Origin of the sequence: Streptomyces abikoensis, from assembly GCF_014648775.1 — a bacterium.
GTDB lineage: Bacteria > Actinomycetota > Actinomycetes > Streptomycetales > Streptomycetaceae > Streptomyces > Streptomyces abikoensis.
In genome coordinates this window covers 52504-69345 of record NZ_BMRT01000008.1, presented here as the reverse complement: position 1 = coordinate 69345, position 16842 = coordinate 52504, and the positions used below count along the sequence as shown (strand labels likewise).

The following is a 16842-nucleotide window of genomic DNA, read 5'->3' as shown; positions in this document are numbered from 1 at the left end:
CGGAAAGCCGACCGGACCGTCAGCCGGGGCTGACGAAGCCGCATTCGTAGGCGGCGATGACCGCCTGCGTACGGTCCCGTACCCCGAGCTTGGCGAGGATCCCCGCCACGTGCGTCTTGACCGTGGCGGCCCCGAGCACCATCCGCGCGGCGATCTCCGCGTTCGACAGGCCGGTCGCCAGCAGCCGCAGCACCTCCGCCTCCCGTTCGGACAGCGCTTCCCGCAGCGCCGCCGCCCTGTCGTCGCTCCGGGGCGCCGCGTGGGCGGCGGCCAGGGCGCGTACGGCGGCGGGGAAGAGCAGCGAGTCGCTGTGGGCCACCAGCTTCACGGCCTGGACGAGTTCGTCGGCGCCCGCGCGCTTGAGGAGGAAGCCGGACGCCCCGGCGCGCAGCGCGTCGTAGACGTAGGCGTCGTTCTCGAAGGTGGTGACGACGATGACGCGCGGCGGGTCGTCCGTCCCGGCCAGGATCCGCTCGGTGGCGCGGATGCCGTCGACCTCGGGCATCCGGACGTCCATCAGCACGACGTCGGGCCGGAGCGCGCGCACCACCGACACCGCTTCGGCGCCCGTGGCCGCCTCGCCGACGACCTCCACGCCCGGCTCGGCGCCCAGGATCGCCCGCAGGGCGGTGCGGACGAGGTGTTCGTCGTCCGCGAGGACCACGCGTATCGGCTCGGTCGTGGTCATCGCGCCTCACCCCGCAGCGGCAGCCGGGCCGAAAGGCGCCATACGCCGTCGTGCTCGCCGGCCTCGCTGGTGCCGCGCAGCAGCCGGGCGCGCTCGGCGATGCCGGTGAGGCCGCGGCCGCCCCCGGGGCGGGGGACGCCGGCCCGGGCGCCGGGTTTCACGGGGTTCTCCAACACAATCTCCAAGGTGTCGTCGTGCACGGCGACGCTCAGCCGCACGGGCACGCCGCCCGCGTGCCGCAGGGCGTTGCCGAGACCTTCCTGAACGATCCGGTACGCCTCGCGGGAGGGCACCGGGGGGATCTTCTCCAGGCCGCCGGGCGGCAGGGCGCACTCGACCGTGCCGCCCGCCGCGCGGGTACGTTCCAGCAGCCCGCCGACGTCGGCCAGGGTGGGCGCCGGGGCGGTGGGGGAGGAGCCGTCCTCGCGCAGCAGGCCCAGCACCGCGTCGAGTTCGCCGACCGCCTCGCGCGCGGCCTCCTCGATCGCGGCCAGGGCCTGCCGGGCGAACTCCGGGTCGTGGTCCAGGACCCGGCGCGCGGCGCTCGCCTGGAGGCTCACCGCGCTCAGCGCGTGCCCGACCGAGTCGTGGAGTTCGCGCGCCAGCCGGTTGCGCAGGGCGAGCCTGTGGGCGTGCTCCTCGGCCGCCGCGAGCCGGTCCGCCGCCGTGGGGCCCAGCAGGACGGGCGCCCAGCGCGCCAGCAGCGAGCCCGCTGCCCAGGACGTGCCGACGACCAGCGCCAGCAGCGCGCACCCGGCCACGGGCGCGAGCAGCACGCCGGGCCCGGTGAAGACGCGCAGCCAGGCGACCTCGGCGAGCTTGCCCGGCCCGTCCAGGAAGGGCAGGACGATCAGGTACAGCGCCGCCGGCGGCGTGGCCAGCGACATCCCGCTCACGACGGCTCCCGCCGCCAGGTGCAGCGCGCACCACGCCGCCGTCCGGCCCCGGGCGGCCCACGACCGGCCCGGCTCCAGGGCCAGCTCCTCCCGGGGCACCCCGCACAGCACCCGGGCCGCCTCGCCCTCGAAGGGCCGGACGAGCGGGTGCAGCGCCGTGACGGCCACCGGGCCGAGCGCGAGGAAGAGCACGCCGAACTGCCGGACGAGGGAGGAGGAGAAGAGGATGTTGCCGTCCGGCCGGAACAGCGACACCAGCGTGTTCGTCAGCAGGTAGAACGGCATCGACAGGGCGCCGCCCAGCAGCAGGTGCACCCACCGTAACCGGGCGCGTCGGCCCAGCACCGCGCTCATCGGGCGCCGGAGCGCGGCCGTCACCATCACGCGCACAGGGTAGATCACTTGCGTCCGGCGGCTCCGGTGAGGGGGACCTCGTACAGTGCCTGCATGGACGACGGCGCGGTGTTGCACATCAAGGGACGGATACTCGTCGGACCGGACCCGCTGGACGGGGTGCGCGACGAGCTGTGGGTGGTGGGCGGGCGGATCACCTTCGACCGGCCGGCCGGGGCGCGGGACGTCACCACCGTCGCGGGGTGGGTGCTCCCCGGCCTGGTGGACGCCCACTGCCACGTGGGGCTCGACGCGCACGGCGCGGTCGACGAGGCGACGACCGAGAAACAGGCGCTGACCGAGCGTCACGCGGGCGCGCTGCTGCTGCGCGACGCCGGGTCGCCCTCCGACACCCGCTGGATCGACGAGCGCGAGGACCTGCCGCGCATCATCCGCGCGGGCCGGCACATCGCCCGCACCCGCCGTTACATCCGCAACTACGCGCATGAGATCGAGCCCGAGGACCTGGTGGCCTATGTGGCGCGCGAGGCGCGGCGCGGGGACGGCTGGGTGAAGCTGGTGGGCGACTGGATCGACCGGGAGACGGGCGACCTGGGGGCCTGCTGGCCGCGCGGCGCGGTCGAGGCCGCCATCGCCGAGGCCCACCGGCTGGGCGCCCGGGTCACGGCCCACTGCTTCGCCGAGGAGACCCTCGCCCCGCTCGTGGAGGCGGGGATCGACTGTATCGAGCACGCCACGGGACTGACCGAGGAGACGATCCCGCTCTTCGCCGAGCGGGGCGTGGCCATCGTCCCGACGCTGGTCAACATCGCCACCTTCCCCCGGCTCGCGGACGGCGGCGAGGGCAAGTTCCCGCGCTGGGCGGACCACATGCGCCGGCTGCACGCGCGCCGCTACGCGACCGTGGGCGCCGCTTACGACGCGGGAATCCCCGTCTACGTCGGCACCGACGCGGGAGGTTCGCTGCCGCACGGCCTGGTCGGCCAGGAGGTCGAGGAGCTGGTCAAGGCGGGCGTCCCGACGGCGGCCGCGCTGTCGGCGGCCACGTGGGGAGCACGGGCGTGGCTGGGGCGGCCGGGCCTGGAGGAGGGCGCCCCGGCGGACCTCGTCGTCTACGACGCCGACCCGCGCGCGGACGTACGGGTGCTCGGCGCGCCGAGCAGGGTGGTGCTGCGGGGGCGCGTGGTGGCCTGAGCGGTGGGCTCACTGTGCCGTGCGGACACTCCTGCGGCCGTTGGCTCGAATACGAGCACGAAACCCACCCTTTGGAGTGAACTGGCGGTAGAGGGCCGCCCGTTCACCCTCCCGGCCCCGAACATTGCGGAGTCAAGCCGTCAGCGCGCGATGTCCCCCATTGGCGCGCCGGCGGCTCCTTTCTCCCGTGGGGGTTCCACACACGTGTTCAGCACCACCAGCTCTTCCTTCGGCATGCCCGCGCACCGGTTCGCCGCCCTGGCCGCGACGGTCACCGCGACCGCGCTCGCCCTGGGCGCCACGTCCGTGCCCGCGAGCGCCACCGACACCGGATCCGGCTCCGGGACCGGCCGGGCCGACGCGACCGTCCTGCGGACCGGGCTTGACGTCTCCCTGCTCGGCAAGGCCGCGCACGTCCCCGTCGAGGCCGCCATCGACGACGTCCACGCGCCCGCCGACGCCTCGAAGACCGCGCTCACCGTCACCCTCGACGGCATCGAGGGCGGCAAGGCCGTCGACATCCTGCGCGCCGAGGCCGCCACCTCCCGCGCCACGGCCGACCGCCGGGCCGCCAAGGGCTACGCCAACCTCGTCCACGCCAAGGTGCACCTGCCCGGCCTGCCCCTGCGCTCGCTCATCGAGCTCCAGCAGGTCACCTCCGAGGCCGTCTGCGAGGCGGGCGCGAAGCCGAAGGCCACCGCCAACCTGCTGGGCTCGGTCTCCGTGCTCGGCAAGAAGGTCACCCTCACGCCGAACGGCCCGACCAAGGTGACCGTGCCGGGGGTGGGCGACGTGCGGCTGGACCTGTCGAAGACCGTCACCACCTCCCGCACCGCCGCCGCCACCGCGCTCGACCTGGACGTCTCCGTAGACCCGCTGGCGCTGGGCGTGGCCAAGGTGGTGGGCAAGGTGACGCTGGTACGGGCCTCCTGCGAGTCCCCGGCGGACCGGCCCTCCGACCCGGTGAAGCCCGGGGACGACGGCCCGGGCGCGCCGGCGAGGACCGGCACCGGCGTCGGCACGGAGGCGAAGCAGGCGTCCGCCGAACGGACCGCCGAACCGGCCGGCCACGACCTCGCCGAGACCGGCGGTGGCTCCGCCACCCCCTACGTCGCCGCCGCGGCCGGGCTGCTGGTCGTCGGGGGAGGAGGCGCCCTCATCGCCGCACGGCGCCGCAAGGAGAGCCGACGGGAGGAGAGCCAGGGCTGAGCGGACGGCAGCGGGGCGGCCGCCGGACGGCCGCGCGCCCGGGGGCGCTCAGCGCGTCTCCTGCGCCTCGGTCAGGTCGTTGCCCGATCCGGCCGCCGGCCCGGACGTGCCGCGGGCCGCGCGCGGGGTGTCCGGGCCGTCCGTCGCGGCGGACCGGCCGCTCAGGTCGTCCAGAGCGGTCCGCAGGGCCGTGGCGAAGCGGTCCGACGTCGCGCGGTCCCGGACCGCGAGGCGGAGGTAGTCCGGGCCCAGCCCCGGGAACGTGTCGCCCCGGCGCACCGCGAAGCCGAGGCCGCGCAGCCGCGACCGCACCGCCGCCGCCCCCGGCAGCCGGACCAGGACGAACGGCCCCGCCGCCGGGCCCTGCACGGTCAGCTCCGGGAACTCCGCCAGCCGGGCCAGCAGATGGGCCCGGTCGGCGGCGGTCACGTGTGCCGCGAGCGCGGCCTCGGCCATCGCGCGCGGCGCGCTGCACGCCTCCGCCGCCACCAGCGCCGGTGACGAGACCGGCCACAGCGGCTGGGCCCGTTCCAGCAGGGCCACGGTGTCGGGCGCGGCGAGCACGTAGCCGACGCGCAGCCCCGCCAGCCCCCAGGTCTTGGTGAGGCTGCGCAGCACGACGAGCCCCGGCAGGTCGGTGCGGGAGGCCAGCGACTCCCGTTCGACCGGCACCGCGTCCATGAACGCCTCGTCCACCACCAGGATCCGGCCCGGCCGCGCCAGCCGGGCCAGGACGCCGGCCGGGTGGAGCACGGAGGTGGGGTTGGTGGGGTTGCCGACGACCACCAGATCCGCGTCCCCGGGCACCGCGCGCGGGTCGAGCCGGAACCCCTCCTCCGGGGTCAGCACGACGCGCTCCACCGCGTGCCCGGCGTCCCGCAGGGCCGCCTCCGGCTCGGTGAACTGCGGGTGCACCACCACGGCCCGGCGCACCGGCAGGGCCCGCGCCAGCAGGACGAACGCCTCCGCCGCCCCCGCCGTCAGCAGCACCCGCTCCTCCGGCAGCCCGTGCCGCGCGGCGACGGCCCGCCGGGCGGCACGCCCGTCGGGGTACGCCGCGAGCGTGCCCAGCGACTCCGCTATCCGCTCCCGCAGCCACTCCGGGGGCGTCCCGGTCCGCACGTTGACGGCGAGGTCGGTCAACTCGGCGCCCATGCCGCGTACTTCCACGTCCCCGTGGTGCCGGAGGTCGGGCTCGGGAGTCGGCGCGTGAGCGGTGCGCGCGGATTGGGATATGTGCATGAAATCAGACGGTACAGGCGATCGCGCACGTCGCTCGCGCGGACTTCCGCTTCCCCACGAGAAGGACGGCCCCCGGCCCGGCCGACAGGAGCGCGGCCGCCTCCGCGACGCTCGCCACTCCCACCGCCGCGCGGGCGGCGTCGGAGGGGTGGGGCACGGGCTGGGCGGCGAGGGCGCCGGGGCCGTACGCGGTCAGGGGCACCCCCAGGCGGCGGGCCGCCGCGCGCAGCCCGGGCTCGTCCGCCTTGACGTCGATGGTCGCGAGGGCGGCGATCGCGGCGCCGACGGCGCCCGCCTCCTCGATGGTCCGTTCGACGAGTGACACCACTTCGTCGCGGGACACGTCCCGGCAGCCGCCGACGCCGATGTGGAGCGCGCCCCTCATCGCCGGGCGCGCGCGACGAGGCGGGACGCCGTGCCGGGGACGCCCGCCCAGTGGGTGTGGAGGTAGGAGGCGTGCACACCGTCCTGGACGAAGCCCTCCACCTGACGGCGGGGGTGGGTGAACCCCCACGCGGGAGTGGCGCCCGCCGCCGGCTCGATCACCGTGCGGTGGAACTCGTGGCCCCGGACGCGGGTGCCCGCGGCGGCGAGCGGGTTGTCGGCGATCGCGACGGCGTCGCGGTAGCCGAGCGTGAGCCGCTCCGACATCCGGGCGTCGGCGTCGAGGACGCCGCACATCGGCTTGCCGTCGAGCGTGCGGGCCAGGTAGAGCAGGCCCGCGCACTCGGCGGCGATCGGGGCCCCCGAGCGGGCCAGCTCCGCCACGGCCGTGCGCAGGGGTTCGTTGGCGGACAGCTCCGCGGCGTACATCTCGGGGAAGCCGCCGCCGATGACGATGCCGCTGGTGCGGTCGGGGAGGGCCTCGTCGTGGAGGGGGTCGAAGGTGACCACCTCCGCGCCGGCGGCTCGGAGCAGCTCCGTGTGCTCGGCGTACGAGAACGTGAACGCAGGACCGCCGGCCACGGCGATCACGGGGGCATATCCAGCCCCTCCGGCGTTTGAGGAGCGGGGGTCCGGGGACGGGGCCCACGGCTCCTCCGCCAGCGGCGGGGCGCTGTGGGCCAGGGCGAGGAGGGCCTTCAGGTCGCAGCCTTCGCGGATGCGGTCCGCCTGGGCCGCCACGGATTCCAGCGCCTCCGCGCGCCGTTCCGCCACCGGGATCAGCCCGAGGTGGCGGCTCGGCGTGGCGACCGTACGAGCCCGCCGCACGGCGCCCAGCACCGCCACCCCCGACTCCTCCAGCGCCTCCCGCAGCAGCGTCTCGTGGCGGTCCGAGCCGACCTTGTTGAGGATGACGCCCGCGACCCGGACCTCCGGGTCCCAGGAGGCGAAGCCGTGCACCAGCGCCGCCACCGACCGCGACTGCGACGACGCGTCGACGACGAGCACCACCGGCGCCCGCAGGAGCTTCGCCACATGGGCCGTCGAGGCCAGCTCGCCCTGCCCGGCCGCGCCGTCGTACAGGCCCATGACGCCCTCGACGACCGCCACGTCGCAGCCCGCCGCCCCGTGGAGGAACAGCGGGGCCACGCGCTCCGGGCCGCACATGTAGGCGTCGAGGTTGCGGCCCGGACGGCCGGTCGCGAGGGCGTGGTAGCCCGGGTCGATGTAGTCGGGGCCCACCTTGTGGGGGGAGACCGCGAGCCCCGCGTCCGCGAAGGCCCGCATCAGGCCGGTGGCCACCGTGGTCTTGCCGCTGCCGGAGGCCGGCGCGGCGATGACCAGGCGGGGGACGTGCGTACTCACCACTCGATGCCCCGCTGGCCCTTCTGGCCGGCGTCCATCGGGTGCTTGACCTTGGACATGTCCGTCACCAGATCCGCGAAGTCCAGCAGCTTCTCCGGGGCGTTGCGGCCGGTGATGACGACGTGCTGGGTGCCGGGGCGGTCCCGCAGCACCTCGATCACCTCGTCCGTGTCGATCCAGCCCCAGTGCATCGGGTACGCGAACTCGTCCAGCACGTAGAGCCGGTACGTCTCCGCCGCCAGGTCGCGCTTGACCTGCTCCCAGCCCTCGCGGGCCTTCTCCTCGTTCGACAGCTCGCTGTCGCGCTGGATCCAGGACCAGCCCTCGCCCATCTTGTGCCAGTCGACCGTGCCGCCCTCGCCGGAGGCGCCCAGCACCCGCAGCGCGTTCTCCTCGCCGACCTTCCACTTCGCGGACTTCACGAACTGGAACACCCCGATCGGCCAGCCCTGGTTCCAGGCGCGCAGCGCCAGCCCGAAGGCCGCCGTCGACTTGCCCTTGCCGATGCCGGTGTGGACGAGGACCAGCGGCCGGTTGCGGCGCTGACGTGTGGTGAGCCCGTCGTCGGGTACGACGGTCGGCTGTCCCTGGGGCATTACGCGGCCCTCCGTGAGTCGGTGTTCCGTACGGTGCGTACCAGCGCGGAGACATTCTCCGCGCGCAGGTCGTCGAGGGTCACGACCGGCCCGCCGAGCGCCCGGCCCAGCTCGCCCGCCAGGCCGAGCCGCACCGGGCCGGCCTCGCAGTCCACGACCACCGACGCGATGCCGGAGCCCGCGAGCAGCCCGGCCGCGCGCGCGGCGCGCGCCAGCGGTTCCACGCCGCCCGTCGCCCGTCCGTCGGTCACGACGACCAGCAGCGGACGGCGCGACGGGTCGCGCATGCGCTCCACGCGCAGTACCTCGTGGGCCTGGAGCAGGCCCGCCGCCAGCGGCGTCCGGCCGCCCGTCGGCAGCTTCTCCAGCCGGGCCGCGCCCGCCTCGACGGACGACGTCGGCGGCAGCGCCACCGTCGCGCCGGTGCCCCGGAACGTCACCATCCCGATCTTGTCGCGGCGCTGGTAGGCGTCCATCAGCAGGGAGAGCACCGCGCCCTTGACCGCGCTCATCCGCTTGCGGGCCGCCATGGAGCCGGAGGCGTCCACGACGAACAGCACCAGGTTCCCCTCGCGTCCCTCGCGCACGGCCTCGCGCAGGTCGTCGCGCCGGACGACCAGCCCGGGACCGCCCCGGCCCCGCGCCCGCTGGTGCGGGGCGGCGGCCTGGACGGTCGCGGCGAGGTGCAGCTTCGACAGCGCGCCCCCGCGCGGGCGGCGCGCCCCCGTCGTCCGGCCGTGCGCCGTGAGCGCGCGCGAGCGGCGCCCGTCGGCGCCCTCGCCGAGGCCGGGGACGGTGAACCGCCGGGTCCGGAACGGCTCGGAGGCTGCGACAGCGGGGGCCTCCCCGCCGTCGTCGCTCCCGGAGGCCGACGCCTCCTGCCGGGCGGGCTCGTGTCCGGGCTCCTGACGCTGCGGCGGTACGTCGTCCGTGGTGGTGGCGGCCGGTCCGTCGCCCGCGTCCCGCGGAGGCCGGCCACCGCCGTCCGGGCCGCCACCCGGTCCGTCGTCCGGTCCGTCGTCCGGGCCCTCCGGGCCCTCGGGGCCGTCACCGTCCGGCTCAGGACCGTCCGGCTCCGGCTCCGGTTCCGGCTCGGGCTCCTCGTCCTCGAACCCGGCGAGGATCTCGTCCAGCCTGTCCTCGTCCAGACCGGGCGCGTCGAAGGGGTTCCGGCGGCGCCGGTGGGGCAGCGACAGCAGTGCCGCCTGCCGTACGTCCGCCGTCGTCACATCGGTTCGCCCCGCCCACGCGGCCAGCGCGGCGGAGGTGCGCGCTGTCACGATGTCCGCGCGCATCCCGTCCACCTCGAACCCGGCGCACACCGCCGCGATCCGGCGCAGCGCGCCGTCCCCGAGCCGTACGCCCGGCAGCAGCGCCCGCGCGGCCGCGATGCGCTCGCGCAGCGCGTCCTCCTCCGGCGCCCACTTGGCGGCGAAGGCCGCCGGGTCCTCGTCGAAGGCGAGACGCCGGCGCACGACCTCGACGCGCTCCTCGGTCTCGCGCGAGGCCGCGACCTCGACGGTCAGTCCGAAGCGGTCGAGGAGCTGCGGGCGCAGCTCGCCCTCCTCGGGGTTCATGGTGCCCACGAGGAGGAAGCGGGAGGCGTGGCGGACGGAGACGCCCTCGCGCTCGACGGAGGAGACACCGGTCGCCGCCGCGTCCAGCAGCGAGTCGACCAGGTGGTCGCCCAGCAGGTTGACCTCGTCGACGTAGAGCACGCCCCGGTGCGCGGCGGCCAGCAGACCGGGCTCGAACGCCTTGACGCCCTCGCCCAGCGCCCGCTCGATGTCGAGCGAGCCGACGAGGCGGTCCTCGGACGCGCCGACGGGCAGCTCGACCATCCGGGCGGGGCGGACGGCCTGTTCACCGCCACCGTGCGGCCCGTCCGGGCAGTGGGGGTCCGGGGCCGCCGGGTCGCAGGAGAACCGGCAGCCCGTGACGGTCACGACCTCGGGCAGCAGCGCCGCCAGGGCCCGGACCGTGGTGGTCTTCGCGGTGCCCTTCTCGCCGCGCACGAGGACGCCGCCGATCGACGGCGAGATCGCGTTGAGCAGGAGGCCCAGCCGCATGTCGTCCATACCGACGATCGCGGTGAACGGGTAGGCGGACGGATAGGTGGACGAGGACATCAGCGGTTGCCTCCCTGGAGGGAACGGGTCAGTGGCGGCGCCCCGGGCGGTATGAACGGCAGCCCGCCCGGCACCCCGTCCTCGATCAGGCGCAGCAGCGCGTCCGTGTCCGCGTGCTCCTCGATCAGGTCGCCCAGCCGGTCGAGCTGCTCCTCCCGCAGCGCCCCGAACGACGTGTCGGGCGCGGGGACGAACGCCCGTCCGGCCGCCTTCGCGACCTCGCGCAGGAACGCCCGGCGGAAGCCGTCGCTCTCCAGCGAGCCGTGCCAGTGCGTGCCCCACACCGCGCCCACCCGGCAGCCGTCCAGGAACGGCTCGTCCCCGCCCGGCACCTCGGCCACGCCGTGATGGATCTCGTAGCCCTCCACGCGCTCGCCCAGGGCCTCGCCGACCGGCCGGGCCAGGGTCTTCTCCACCGCGAACCGCACGCGCACCGGCAGCAGGCCCAGGCCCTCGACCGTGCCCGCCTTCGATTCGACGTCGTCGTCGATCCGCTCGCCCAGCAGCTGGAAGCCGCCGCAGATGCCCAGCACCGGGCGGCCCTCCGCCGCCCGCCGCGCGAGCGCGTCGGCGAGCCCGCGTTCGCGCAGCCACGCGAGCGCCCGTACCGTGCCGCGCGTGCCCGGTACGACGACCAGGTCGGCGTCGGCGAGCTCCTCGGGGCGGTCCACGAACCGCACGACGACGCCGGGTTCGGCGGCCAGCGCGTCGACGTCCGTGAAGTTCGACATCAGCGGCACCGCGCACACGGCGACCCGCAGGACGTCCGCGCCGTGCGGCGGGGCGACCACGGACTCGCGGACCGCGCCGCGCAGGGACACCCGCAGGCCGTCCTCCTCGTCGATGCCCAGGCCGTGGGCGAACGGCAGCACGCCGAACGTCCGCCGGCCCGTCAGGTCGCGCAGCATGTCCAGCCCCGGCTCCAGCAGGCTCACGTCGCCCCGGAACTTGTTGACCACGTAACCCGCTATCAGCTCCTGGTCCTCGGGGGAGAGCAGCGCTGTCGTACCGAAGAAGGAGGCGAAGACGCCACCCCGGTCGATGTCGCCGACGACGACCACGGGCAGGCGCGCGGCGCGGGCGATGCCCATGTTGACGATGTCGGAGCGGCGCAGGTTGATCTCGGCGGGGCTGCCGGCGCCCTCGCAGATCACGGCGTCGTGGGTGCGCCGCAGCTCGGCCAGGCACTCCGTCACCGTGCCGAACAACTGCTCCTGGCGTCCCGCGTGGTAGCCGCGGGCGCTGAGTTCGCCCACCGGCTTGCCCATGAGGACGACCTGGCTGCTGCGGTCGCTCCCGGGCTTGAGCAGCACCGGGTTCATCAGGGCGCTGGGCTCGACGCGGGCGGCGGCGGCCTGCATGGCCTGCGCGCGCCCTATCTCCGCGCCGTCGCGCGTCACGAAGGAGTTGAGGGACATGTTCTGCGCCTTGAACGGCGCGACCTTGACGCCCTTGCGGACCAGCCAGCGGCAGATGCCGGCCGTGACCACGCTCTTGCCCGCGTCCGAGGTGGTCCCGGCCACCAGCAGGCCCCCGCCCGGCGGGCCCGTGCGCCCGCTCCTGTCGGCTGTCACCGAGACTGTCACCGATTCCTCCCCGTGTTCCTGAACAGGCTGCCCACCGTACGGGCCGTGACCGCCGTCCCCAGGGCCAGCAGCGACACCCGGCGCGAGAGCCGGACCGCGCGCTCGATGTCGGCCGTCCGCACCGGACGGTTCTCCTCGCCCAGCACCGGGCGGTGCTCGACGCGCCCCGCGTAGGCGAGGGTGCCGCCCAGCCGTACGCCCAGGGCCCCGGCGAAGGCGGCCTCGACCGGCCCGGCGTTGGGGCTGGGGTGGCGGGAGGCGTCGCGCCGGGCCACGCGCAGCGCGCCGCGCGGGTCGGGCCCGGCGAGGACCGTGAGCGCGGCGGTCAGCCGGGCGCCCGGCCAGCCGACGACGTCGTCGAGCCGGGCCGACGCCCAGCCGAACCGCCGCAGCCGGGGCGACTTGTGACCCACCATGGCGTCGAGCGTGTTGACCGCCCGGAAGCCCACGAGCCCGGGCACGCCCCCCAGGGCGCCCCAGACGAGGGCGCCCACGACGGCGTCGGAGGTGTTCTCGGCGACGGACTCCACCACGGCCCGCGCGATCTGCTGGGCGTCCAGCGCCTGCGGGTCGCGGCCGCACAGGTGCGGCAGCCGCTCCCGGGCGACCTCCACGTCCCCGGCGGCCAGCGCGCCGCCGATGGCCCGGGCCTCCCGGCCCAGGGACGTGCCGCCCAGGACGGACCACGTGGCGGCGGCGGTCAGCGCGATCTCGGCCGCGCGGTGGCGGCGCGCGGCGCGGGTCAGCAGCCCGGCCCCGGCGACCGCGCCACCGGCGCAGAGAAGGGTGTGGAGCGTGCCGTACCCCCGGTGGTCGCGCCACAGCCGGCGTTCGACGGCCTGCGCGGCCCGGCCGAACGCGGCGACGGGATGGCCGCGGCGGGGGTCGCCGAGGAGCAGGTCGCAGGCGAACCCGAGGGCGGCGCCGTACGCGAAGGAGAAGCGATCGCGGCCGGGCATGGCGAAGCGGTGTCCTCACTCAGGGTCCGCGCCCTGGCTCGACGTGACGGCGACCAGAGTCTCCTGGCTCCCGGATCCGCGCCGCCCCCGGCCTTCCGGCTCGCGCCGTGGCCATCGGTTGGGGGGACACTCCCCGGTGACAGTGGCGGGACCGCGCCGGATTCGCACCGGCTTCCTCTGCTGTCGCCGTTTGGCTCCGGAAGTCCACCACGCGGTGGGAAGGGGCGTCAACTCGCCCTGACCTGCGCCCCCGCCGTCGCCACGGGGGAGGGGCGCCGACGGCGGCGAGCGGGGCGGAGCCCCGTCACCCCACCCGTTCCGCCCGGTGCCGCACGGCCCGCAACCGCACCTCCGCCGGGAGGCGCGTCAGCCCGGCCGACACCCGCGCGTGGCGCAGCACTTCCTCGCGCAACCGCGCCAACGCCACCCCCGGTGCCCCGCGCGCCCCCAGCGTCAGGACGATCCGTGCCCGGGGCGCCGTCCGGCGTCCCGACAGCACGACGGCCGCCCGTTCCACCCCCGGTACGTCCTCGGCCTCCGCCTCCATCACTTCCTCCAGCGCCCGCCCCCGCACCGACGCCACCTCTCCACCGCCGCTGTGGACCACCACCTCGCGCAGCCGGCCCCGGCGGGCCTGGGCCGAGAGCCACCACGCGGACAGCAGGACGACGACGGCCAGGACGGCGATGACCACCGGCCACCACCATCCCCTGCCGCGCCACCTCCGCAGGTCCGCGCCGGGCAGCAGCACGTCGTCCGGGCCGGTGAACGGCCAGGCCGACGGCAGCTCGAAGCCCCAGCGGCGCGGCAGGTCCAGCGCGCCGATCAGCACGGCGGCGCCGAGCGCCACCAGCAGCGCCCCGGCGAGCCCGGTCAGCAGCCGGTTGACGGTCCTCAGCATCGCGAGAACCCCCCTGGACATCGTGAGGACCGCCCCGGGCCACGCTCGGACCACCCCACCCCGGTCACCTCTTCGCCGGGCGTCGTACGTGCACGGACAGGGACGGCTCCCGGGCGAGCCCCAACTCCCGGACGCCCTCGGCCAGTACGGTGTTCACGTCCGTCCGCACCTCGTCCAGGTCCCGGAAGTGGGAGCGGGCCCGGGCGCGGACCACGCGCCGGCCCACGTCGACGCGGACGGCCTGGACGCCGGGGACCTCCATCACCCGGTCGCGCAGCACCAGGGCCGCCGCCCCGCGCTCCAGCCCGGCGTGGACCCCGTCGTCGCCCGCGCCCTCCGCGCGGCGCATCGGCAGCACTCCGCGCAGGCCCGGGGTGAGGGCGAGGACGAGCAGCCAGCAGCCGGCGAGGACGGCCACCACCGCGCCGGCGACCACCAGTCCGTCACCGAGGTGACGGGTCGCCAGCTCATGGGCCAGGTGCCGGCGCCAGGCCATGGCGGGGCGGCCGGCGCGAACGGCGGCGACGTCGTAGAGGAAGAGCCCGGCGACGGTCAGGGTCACCGCCGCGACCAGCGCGGCTGGCAGCCTGCGCGCGGACCGGAAGCGGGGGACGCGGCCGCCCCCGACGGCCCGGGGCGCCTCCTCCTCGGCCGTCTTCTCCAGTGACACGGGACCGCTCATCGCACCCGCACCCCCGACAGCCGGCCGGTGTGCGCGGAGTGCAGCCGCTCGACCGTGATCAGCACCTCGGGCACCTCCATGCCCGTCAGTTCCCCGACGCGCTGGGCGATCCGCTCGCGCACGGCGCGGCAGCGGGCGCCGATGTCGGCGGGGTAGTCCAGCTCCACGAGGACCCGCACCCGGGCGGAGCCGTCATGGACGATGACGCTGGCGCGCGGGGGCGCGTGGACCTCGGCGGGGGCCGTGGCGCCCAGCGCCTCCAGGGCCGCCCGGGAGGCGATCTTCGCGACGACACGGTCGGCGATCCGGGTGGCGCCGCGCTCGGCGGGCACCACCGCGCGTCCTCCCCCCACGCCCTACCTCCCGTGCCGGTCGCGGTCGCGCGGGCGCAGCAGCCGGGAGAACTCGCCCGGCTCCACATCGCCGTCCAGGAGCCGCCCGCCCACGAAGCCCACGATGCCCAGCGCCGCGACCAGCAGAAAGGCGCCGAACCCCCCGAAGTAGCCGGCGAATCCGAGAGCCATGCCGGCGATCATGCCGGCCACGGCCATGCTCATCACGCGCTCCTCACTGGAGCCTGGGCTCCGGCTCTTCCTCTTCCTCGTCCGGCAGCTTGACGTCGGTCACGGCGATGTTGACCTCGACGACCTCCAGGCCCGCCATCCGTTCCACCGCCGAGATGACGTTTTCCCGCACCGCGCGGGCGACATCCGCGATGGCGACGCCGTACACCACGACGATCTCCAGATCGAGGGCCGTCTGGACCTCGCCGACCTCCGCCTTCACCCCCCGGGCGACGGACCGTCCGCCGGGCACCCGGTCGCGGACGGCCCCGAAGGTGCGGGACAGCCCGCTGCCCAGGGCGTGGACGCCGACCACGTCGCGGGCCGCGAGCCCGGCGATCTTCTCCACGACGCCGTCGGCGATGGTGGTGCGGCCCCGCTCGGCGGGAGCGGGCAGCTCCCTGCCCGAGCCGGGGTGCCGGCCCGGGGCGGGTCCGGACTTCTGACCGGTCTGGTGGGGCTGACTCGATGTGTCCGTCATCGGCGCTCGCCTCTCTTCCCGTCACTAGCCACCATAGGCGGGGTCGCCGCGCCCCGCTCGGTCGATGGTGGGCGAGTCCGGGCCGCCGCCGGTCAGCGGGACGGGGCGCGCGAGGCGCGCGTCGTCACTCCCCGAGGCCCGCGAGGTCGCGCAGCCGGCGCGCCTGCGCCGCGCGCTCCGCGACGCGCTGCTCCTCGTACGTACGGTCGAGTGCGCCGCGCAGCAGGGCCTTGGTCTCGACGACCGCGTCGCGCGGGGCCGCCAGCAGGGCGGCGGTGAGGTCGGCGGTGGCGGCGGGGAGCTCCGCGAGGGGGACGACCACATTGGCCAGGCCGATGCGCTCGGCCTCGGCGGCGTGGACGAAGCGGCCCGTGGCGCAGATCTCCAGCGCCCGGGCGTAACCCACCAGCGACACCAGCGGGTGAGTGCCCGTCAGGTCGGGCACCAGGCCCAGGCTGGTCTCGCGCATGGCGAACTGCGCGTCCTCGGCACAGACGCGCAGGTCGCAGGCGAGGGCGAGCTGGAAGCCCGCGCCGATGGCATGGCCCTGCACGGCGGCTATGGAGACGACGTCGGCGCGCCGCCACCAGGTGAACGCCTCCTGGTACGCGGCGATCTCGGCGTCCAGCGCCTTGTCGCTGCCGCGTGCCAGATCCAGGAAGGACGGCTCGCCGTCGAAGCCCTCGGGCGTGAACGCCTGCCGGTCGAGGCCGGCGGAGAAGGACTTGCCCTCGCCCTGGAGCACCACGACCCGCACGGTGCCCGGCAGTCGCCGTCCCGCCTCGGTCAGCGCCCGCCAGAGCGCGGGCGACTGAGCGTTGCGCTTGGCGGGGTTGGTGAGGGTGACGGTGGCCACCGCGTCATCGACGGTGAGCCGTACGCCGTCCTGGTCGAGCAAGGTGTCGCTGGCAGTCATGGGGGCCTCCGTATTGCCCGCAGTCATCTTGGTTGACTGCACAGTAACCACCCGGACGGCCGGTCGGCCGACCGGGTGGGACTGTCCTGACCGCTGTTCTCACAAGGTGCGCGGCGTCAGGCCGAGGCGGCCTTCTTGCCGCGCGTCGCTCCACCGCGGCCCCGCAGGACCACGCCGGATTCGCTGAGCATCCGGTGGACGAAGCCATAGGAGCGACCGGTCTCTTCGGCCAGCGCCCTGATGCTCGCACCGGAGTCGTACTTCTTCTTCAGGTCTGCCGCGAGCTTTTCGCGCGCGGCGCCGGTCACCCGGCTGCCCTTCTTCAGAGTCTCGGCCACCCGTGCCTCCTCATGGGAGATGCGCCTCTTGTCTCTCATGATCACCCCTAGGCGGCCTCCTGGCCACCCATTCGGCAAGGTCCATAAGAAGTCCAAGGGAACGGACGTCCGTGTTTTCCGGCCGCGACAGGCCCTGGAGCAGGCAATTCCACATGATCCGGCTCGTACGGCCGTACGGGTGGCGGGACGAATCGGCAGGTCAGACAGGGCCCCGCCACGCGCGGCGCGAACGGCGCCCGGCATCCCGCACAGCGCGTGCGCCGGAGCGACGGACCGTGACGGGGTACGAGCCGCCCTCACACAGATGGTGGATCACGCCTCGGCCGAATGATCGGGACCGCACTGATCAAGAGCGGCCC

General features: G+C 75.6%; 18 protein-coding genes and 1 riboswitch. Of the genes, 2 read left to right on the top strand and 16 right to left on the bottom strand.

Features of this window, described 5'->3' with window-relative positions:
* Positions 1-19 precede the first annotated feature (19 nt).
* Positions 20-688: a response regulator transcription factor gene (locus IE096_RS23655; protein ID WP_189454953.1), complete on the bottom strand. Its 669-nt coding sequence runs from the start codon at positions 686-688 to the stop codon at positions 20-22.
* Positions 685-1965, bottom strand: a complete 1281-nt coding sequence (locus IE096_RS23650) for a sensor histidine kinase (protein WP_229820578.1) — start codon at positions 1963-1965, stop codon at positions 685-687. The genes IE096_RS23655 and IE096_RS23650 overlap by 4 nt, the downstream gene beginning before the upstream one ends.
* A gap of 66 nt (positions 1966-2031) precedes the next feature.
* Here IE096_RS23650 and IE096_RS23645 point away from each other — a divergent pair, with 66 nt between their 5' ends.
* A complete protein-coding gene (locus tag IE096_RS23645) occupies positions 2032-3132 on the top strand; it encodes an amidohydrolase family protein (RefSeq protein WP_189454952.1) in 1101 nt (366 codons plus the stop codon).
* Positions 3133-3336: 204 nt separating this feature from the next.
* Positions 3337-4341, top strand: a complete 1005-nt coding sequence (locus IE096_RS23640) for an SCO1860 family LAETG-anchored protein (RefSeq protein WP_229820550.1) — start codon at positions 3337-3339, stop codon at positions 4339-4341.
* A gap of 48 nt (positions 4342-4389) precedes the next feature.
* Here the strand turns inward: IE096_RS23640 and cobC are convergent, their stop codons facing one another.
* The 14 genes from cobC to IE096_RS23570 all read right to left on the bottom strand — a co-directional run bounded on the left by cobC (position 4390) and on the right by IE096_RS23570 (position 16483).
* Positions 4390-5583: an Rv2231c family histidinol phosphate aminotransferase CobC gene (gene cobC, locus IE096_RS23635; protein ID WP_189454950.1), complete on the bottom strand. Its 1194-nt coding sequence runs from the start codon at positions 5581-5583 to the stop codon at positions 4390-4392.
* 4 nt (positions 5584-5587) lie between these two features.
* Complete coding sequence (locus IE096_RS23630) at positions 5588-5968, bottom strand: cobalamin biosynthesis protein (protein WP_189454948.1); 381 nt, start codon at positions 5966-5968, stop codon at positions 5588-5590.
* Positions 5965-7335, bottom strand: a complete 1371-nt coding sequence (locus IE096_RS23625; RefSeq protein WP_189454946.1) for a cobyrinic acid a,c-diamide synthase CobB — start codon at positions 7333-7335, stop codon at positions 5965-5967. The genes IE096_RS23630 and IE096_RS23625 overlap by 4 nt, the downstream gene beginning before the upstream one ends.
* Positions 7329-7928: a cob(I)yrinic acid a,c-diamide adenosyltransferase gene (gene cobO / locus IE096_RS23620; RefSeq protein ID WP_189454944.1), complete on the bottom strand. Its 600-nt coding sequence runs from the start codon at positions 7926-7928 to the stop codon at positions 7329-7331. Before cobO ends, IE096_RS23625 begins: the two co-directional genes overlap by 7 nt.
* Positions 7928-10057 (bottom strand): putative cobaltochelatase, encoded by a 2130-nt coding sequence (locus IE096_RS23615; protein WP_189454942.1) that lies wholly within the window; start codon positions 10055-10057, stop codon positions 7928-7930. The genes cobO and IE096_RS23615 overlap by 1 nt, the downstream gene beginning before the upstream one ends.
* Positions 10057-11643, bottom strand: a complete 1587-nt coding sequence (locus tag IE096_RS23610; RefSeq protein WP_229820548.1) for a cobyric acid synthase — start codon at positions 11641-11643, stop codon at positions 10057-10059. Before IE096_RS23610 ends, IE096_RS23615 begins: the two co-directional genes overlap by 1 nt.
* Positions 11640-12602: a cobalamin biosynthesis protein gene (locus tag IE096_RS23605; RefSeq protein ID WP_189454939.1), complete on the bottom strand. Its 963-nt coding sequence runs from the start codon at positions 12600-12602 to the stop codon at positions 11640-11642. The genes IE096_RS23610 and IE096_RS23605 overlap by 4 nt, the downstream gene beginning before the upstream one ends.
* 57 nt (positions 12603-12659) lie before the next feature.
* Positions 12660-12779: riboswitch (cobalamin riboswitch) on the bottom strand.
* A 127-nt stretch (positions 12780-12906) separates the two neighbouring features.
* Positions 12907-13503, bottom strand: coding sequence for an alkaline shock response membrane anchor protein AmaP (gene amaP, locus IE096_RS23600; RefSeq protein ID WP_189454936.1), 597 nt, complete (start codon positions 13501-13503; stop codon positions 12907-12909).
* Positions 13504-13567: 64 nt separating this feature from the next.
* Positions 13568-14185, bottom strand: coding sequence for a DUF6286 domain-containing protein (locus IE096_RS23595; protein WP_229820547.1), 618 nt, complete (start codon positions 14183-14185; stop codon positions 13568-13570).
* Positions 14182-14538, bottom strand: a complete 357-nt coding sequence (locus IE096_RS23590) for an Asp23/Gls24 family envelope stress response protein (protein WP_229820545.1) — start codon at positions 14536-14538, stop codon at positions 14182-14184. The genes IE096_RS23595 and IE096_RS23590 overlap by 4 nt, the downstream gene beginning before the upstream one ends.
* Before the next feature lie 3 nt (positions 14539-14541).
* The gene (locus tag IE096_RS23585; protein WP_189454933.1) at positions 14542-14742 is read right to left on the bottom strand and encodes a hypothetical protein; all 201 of its coding nucleotides are present in this window, start codon (positions 14740-14742) and stop codon (positions 14542-14544) included.
* A gap of 10 nt (positions 14743-14752) precedes the next feature.
* A complete protein-coding gene (locus tag IE096_RS23580) occupies positions 14753-15229 on the bottom strand; it encodes an Asp23/Gls24 family envelope stress response protein (protein WP_189454930.1) in 477 nt (158 codons plus the stop codon).
* A 124-nt stretch (positions 15230-15353) separates the two neighbouring features.
* A complete protein-coding gene (locus IE096_RS23575; protein WP_189454928.1) occupies positions 15354-16145 on the bottom strand; it encodes an enoyl-CoA hydratase/isomerase family protein in 792 nt (263 codons plus the stop codon).
* A gap of 116 nt (positions 16146-16261) precedes the next feature.
* Entirely contained in the window at positions 16262-16483 is a 222-nt protein-coding gene (locus IE096_RS23570; protein WP_006606369.1) for a helix-turn-helix domain-containing protein, read from the bottom strand.
* Between the last annotated feature and the right edge of the window lie 359 nt (positions 16484-16842).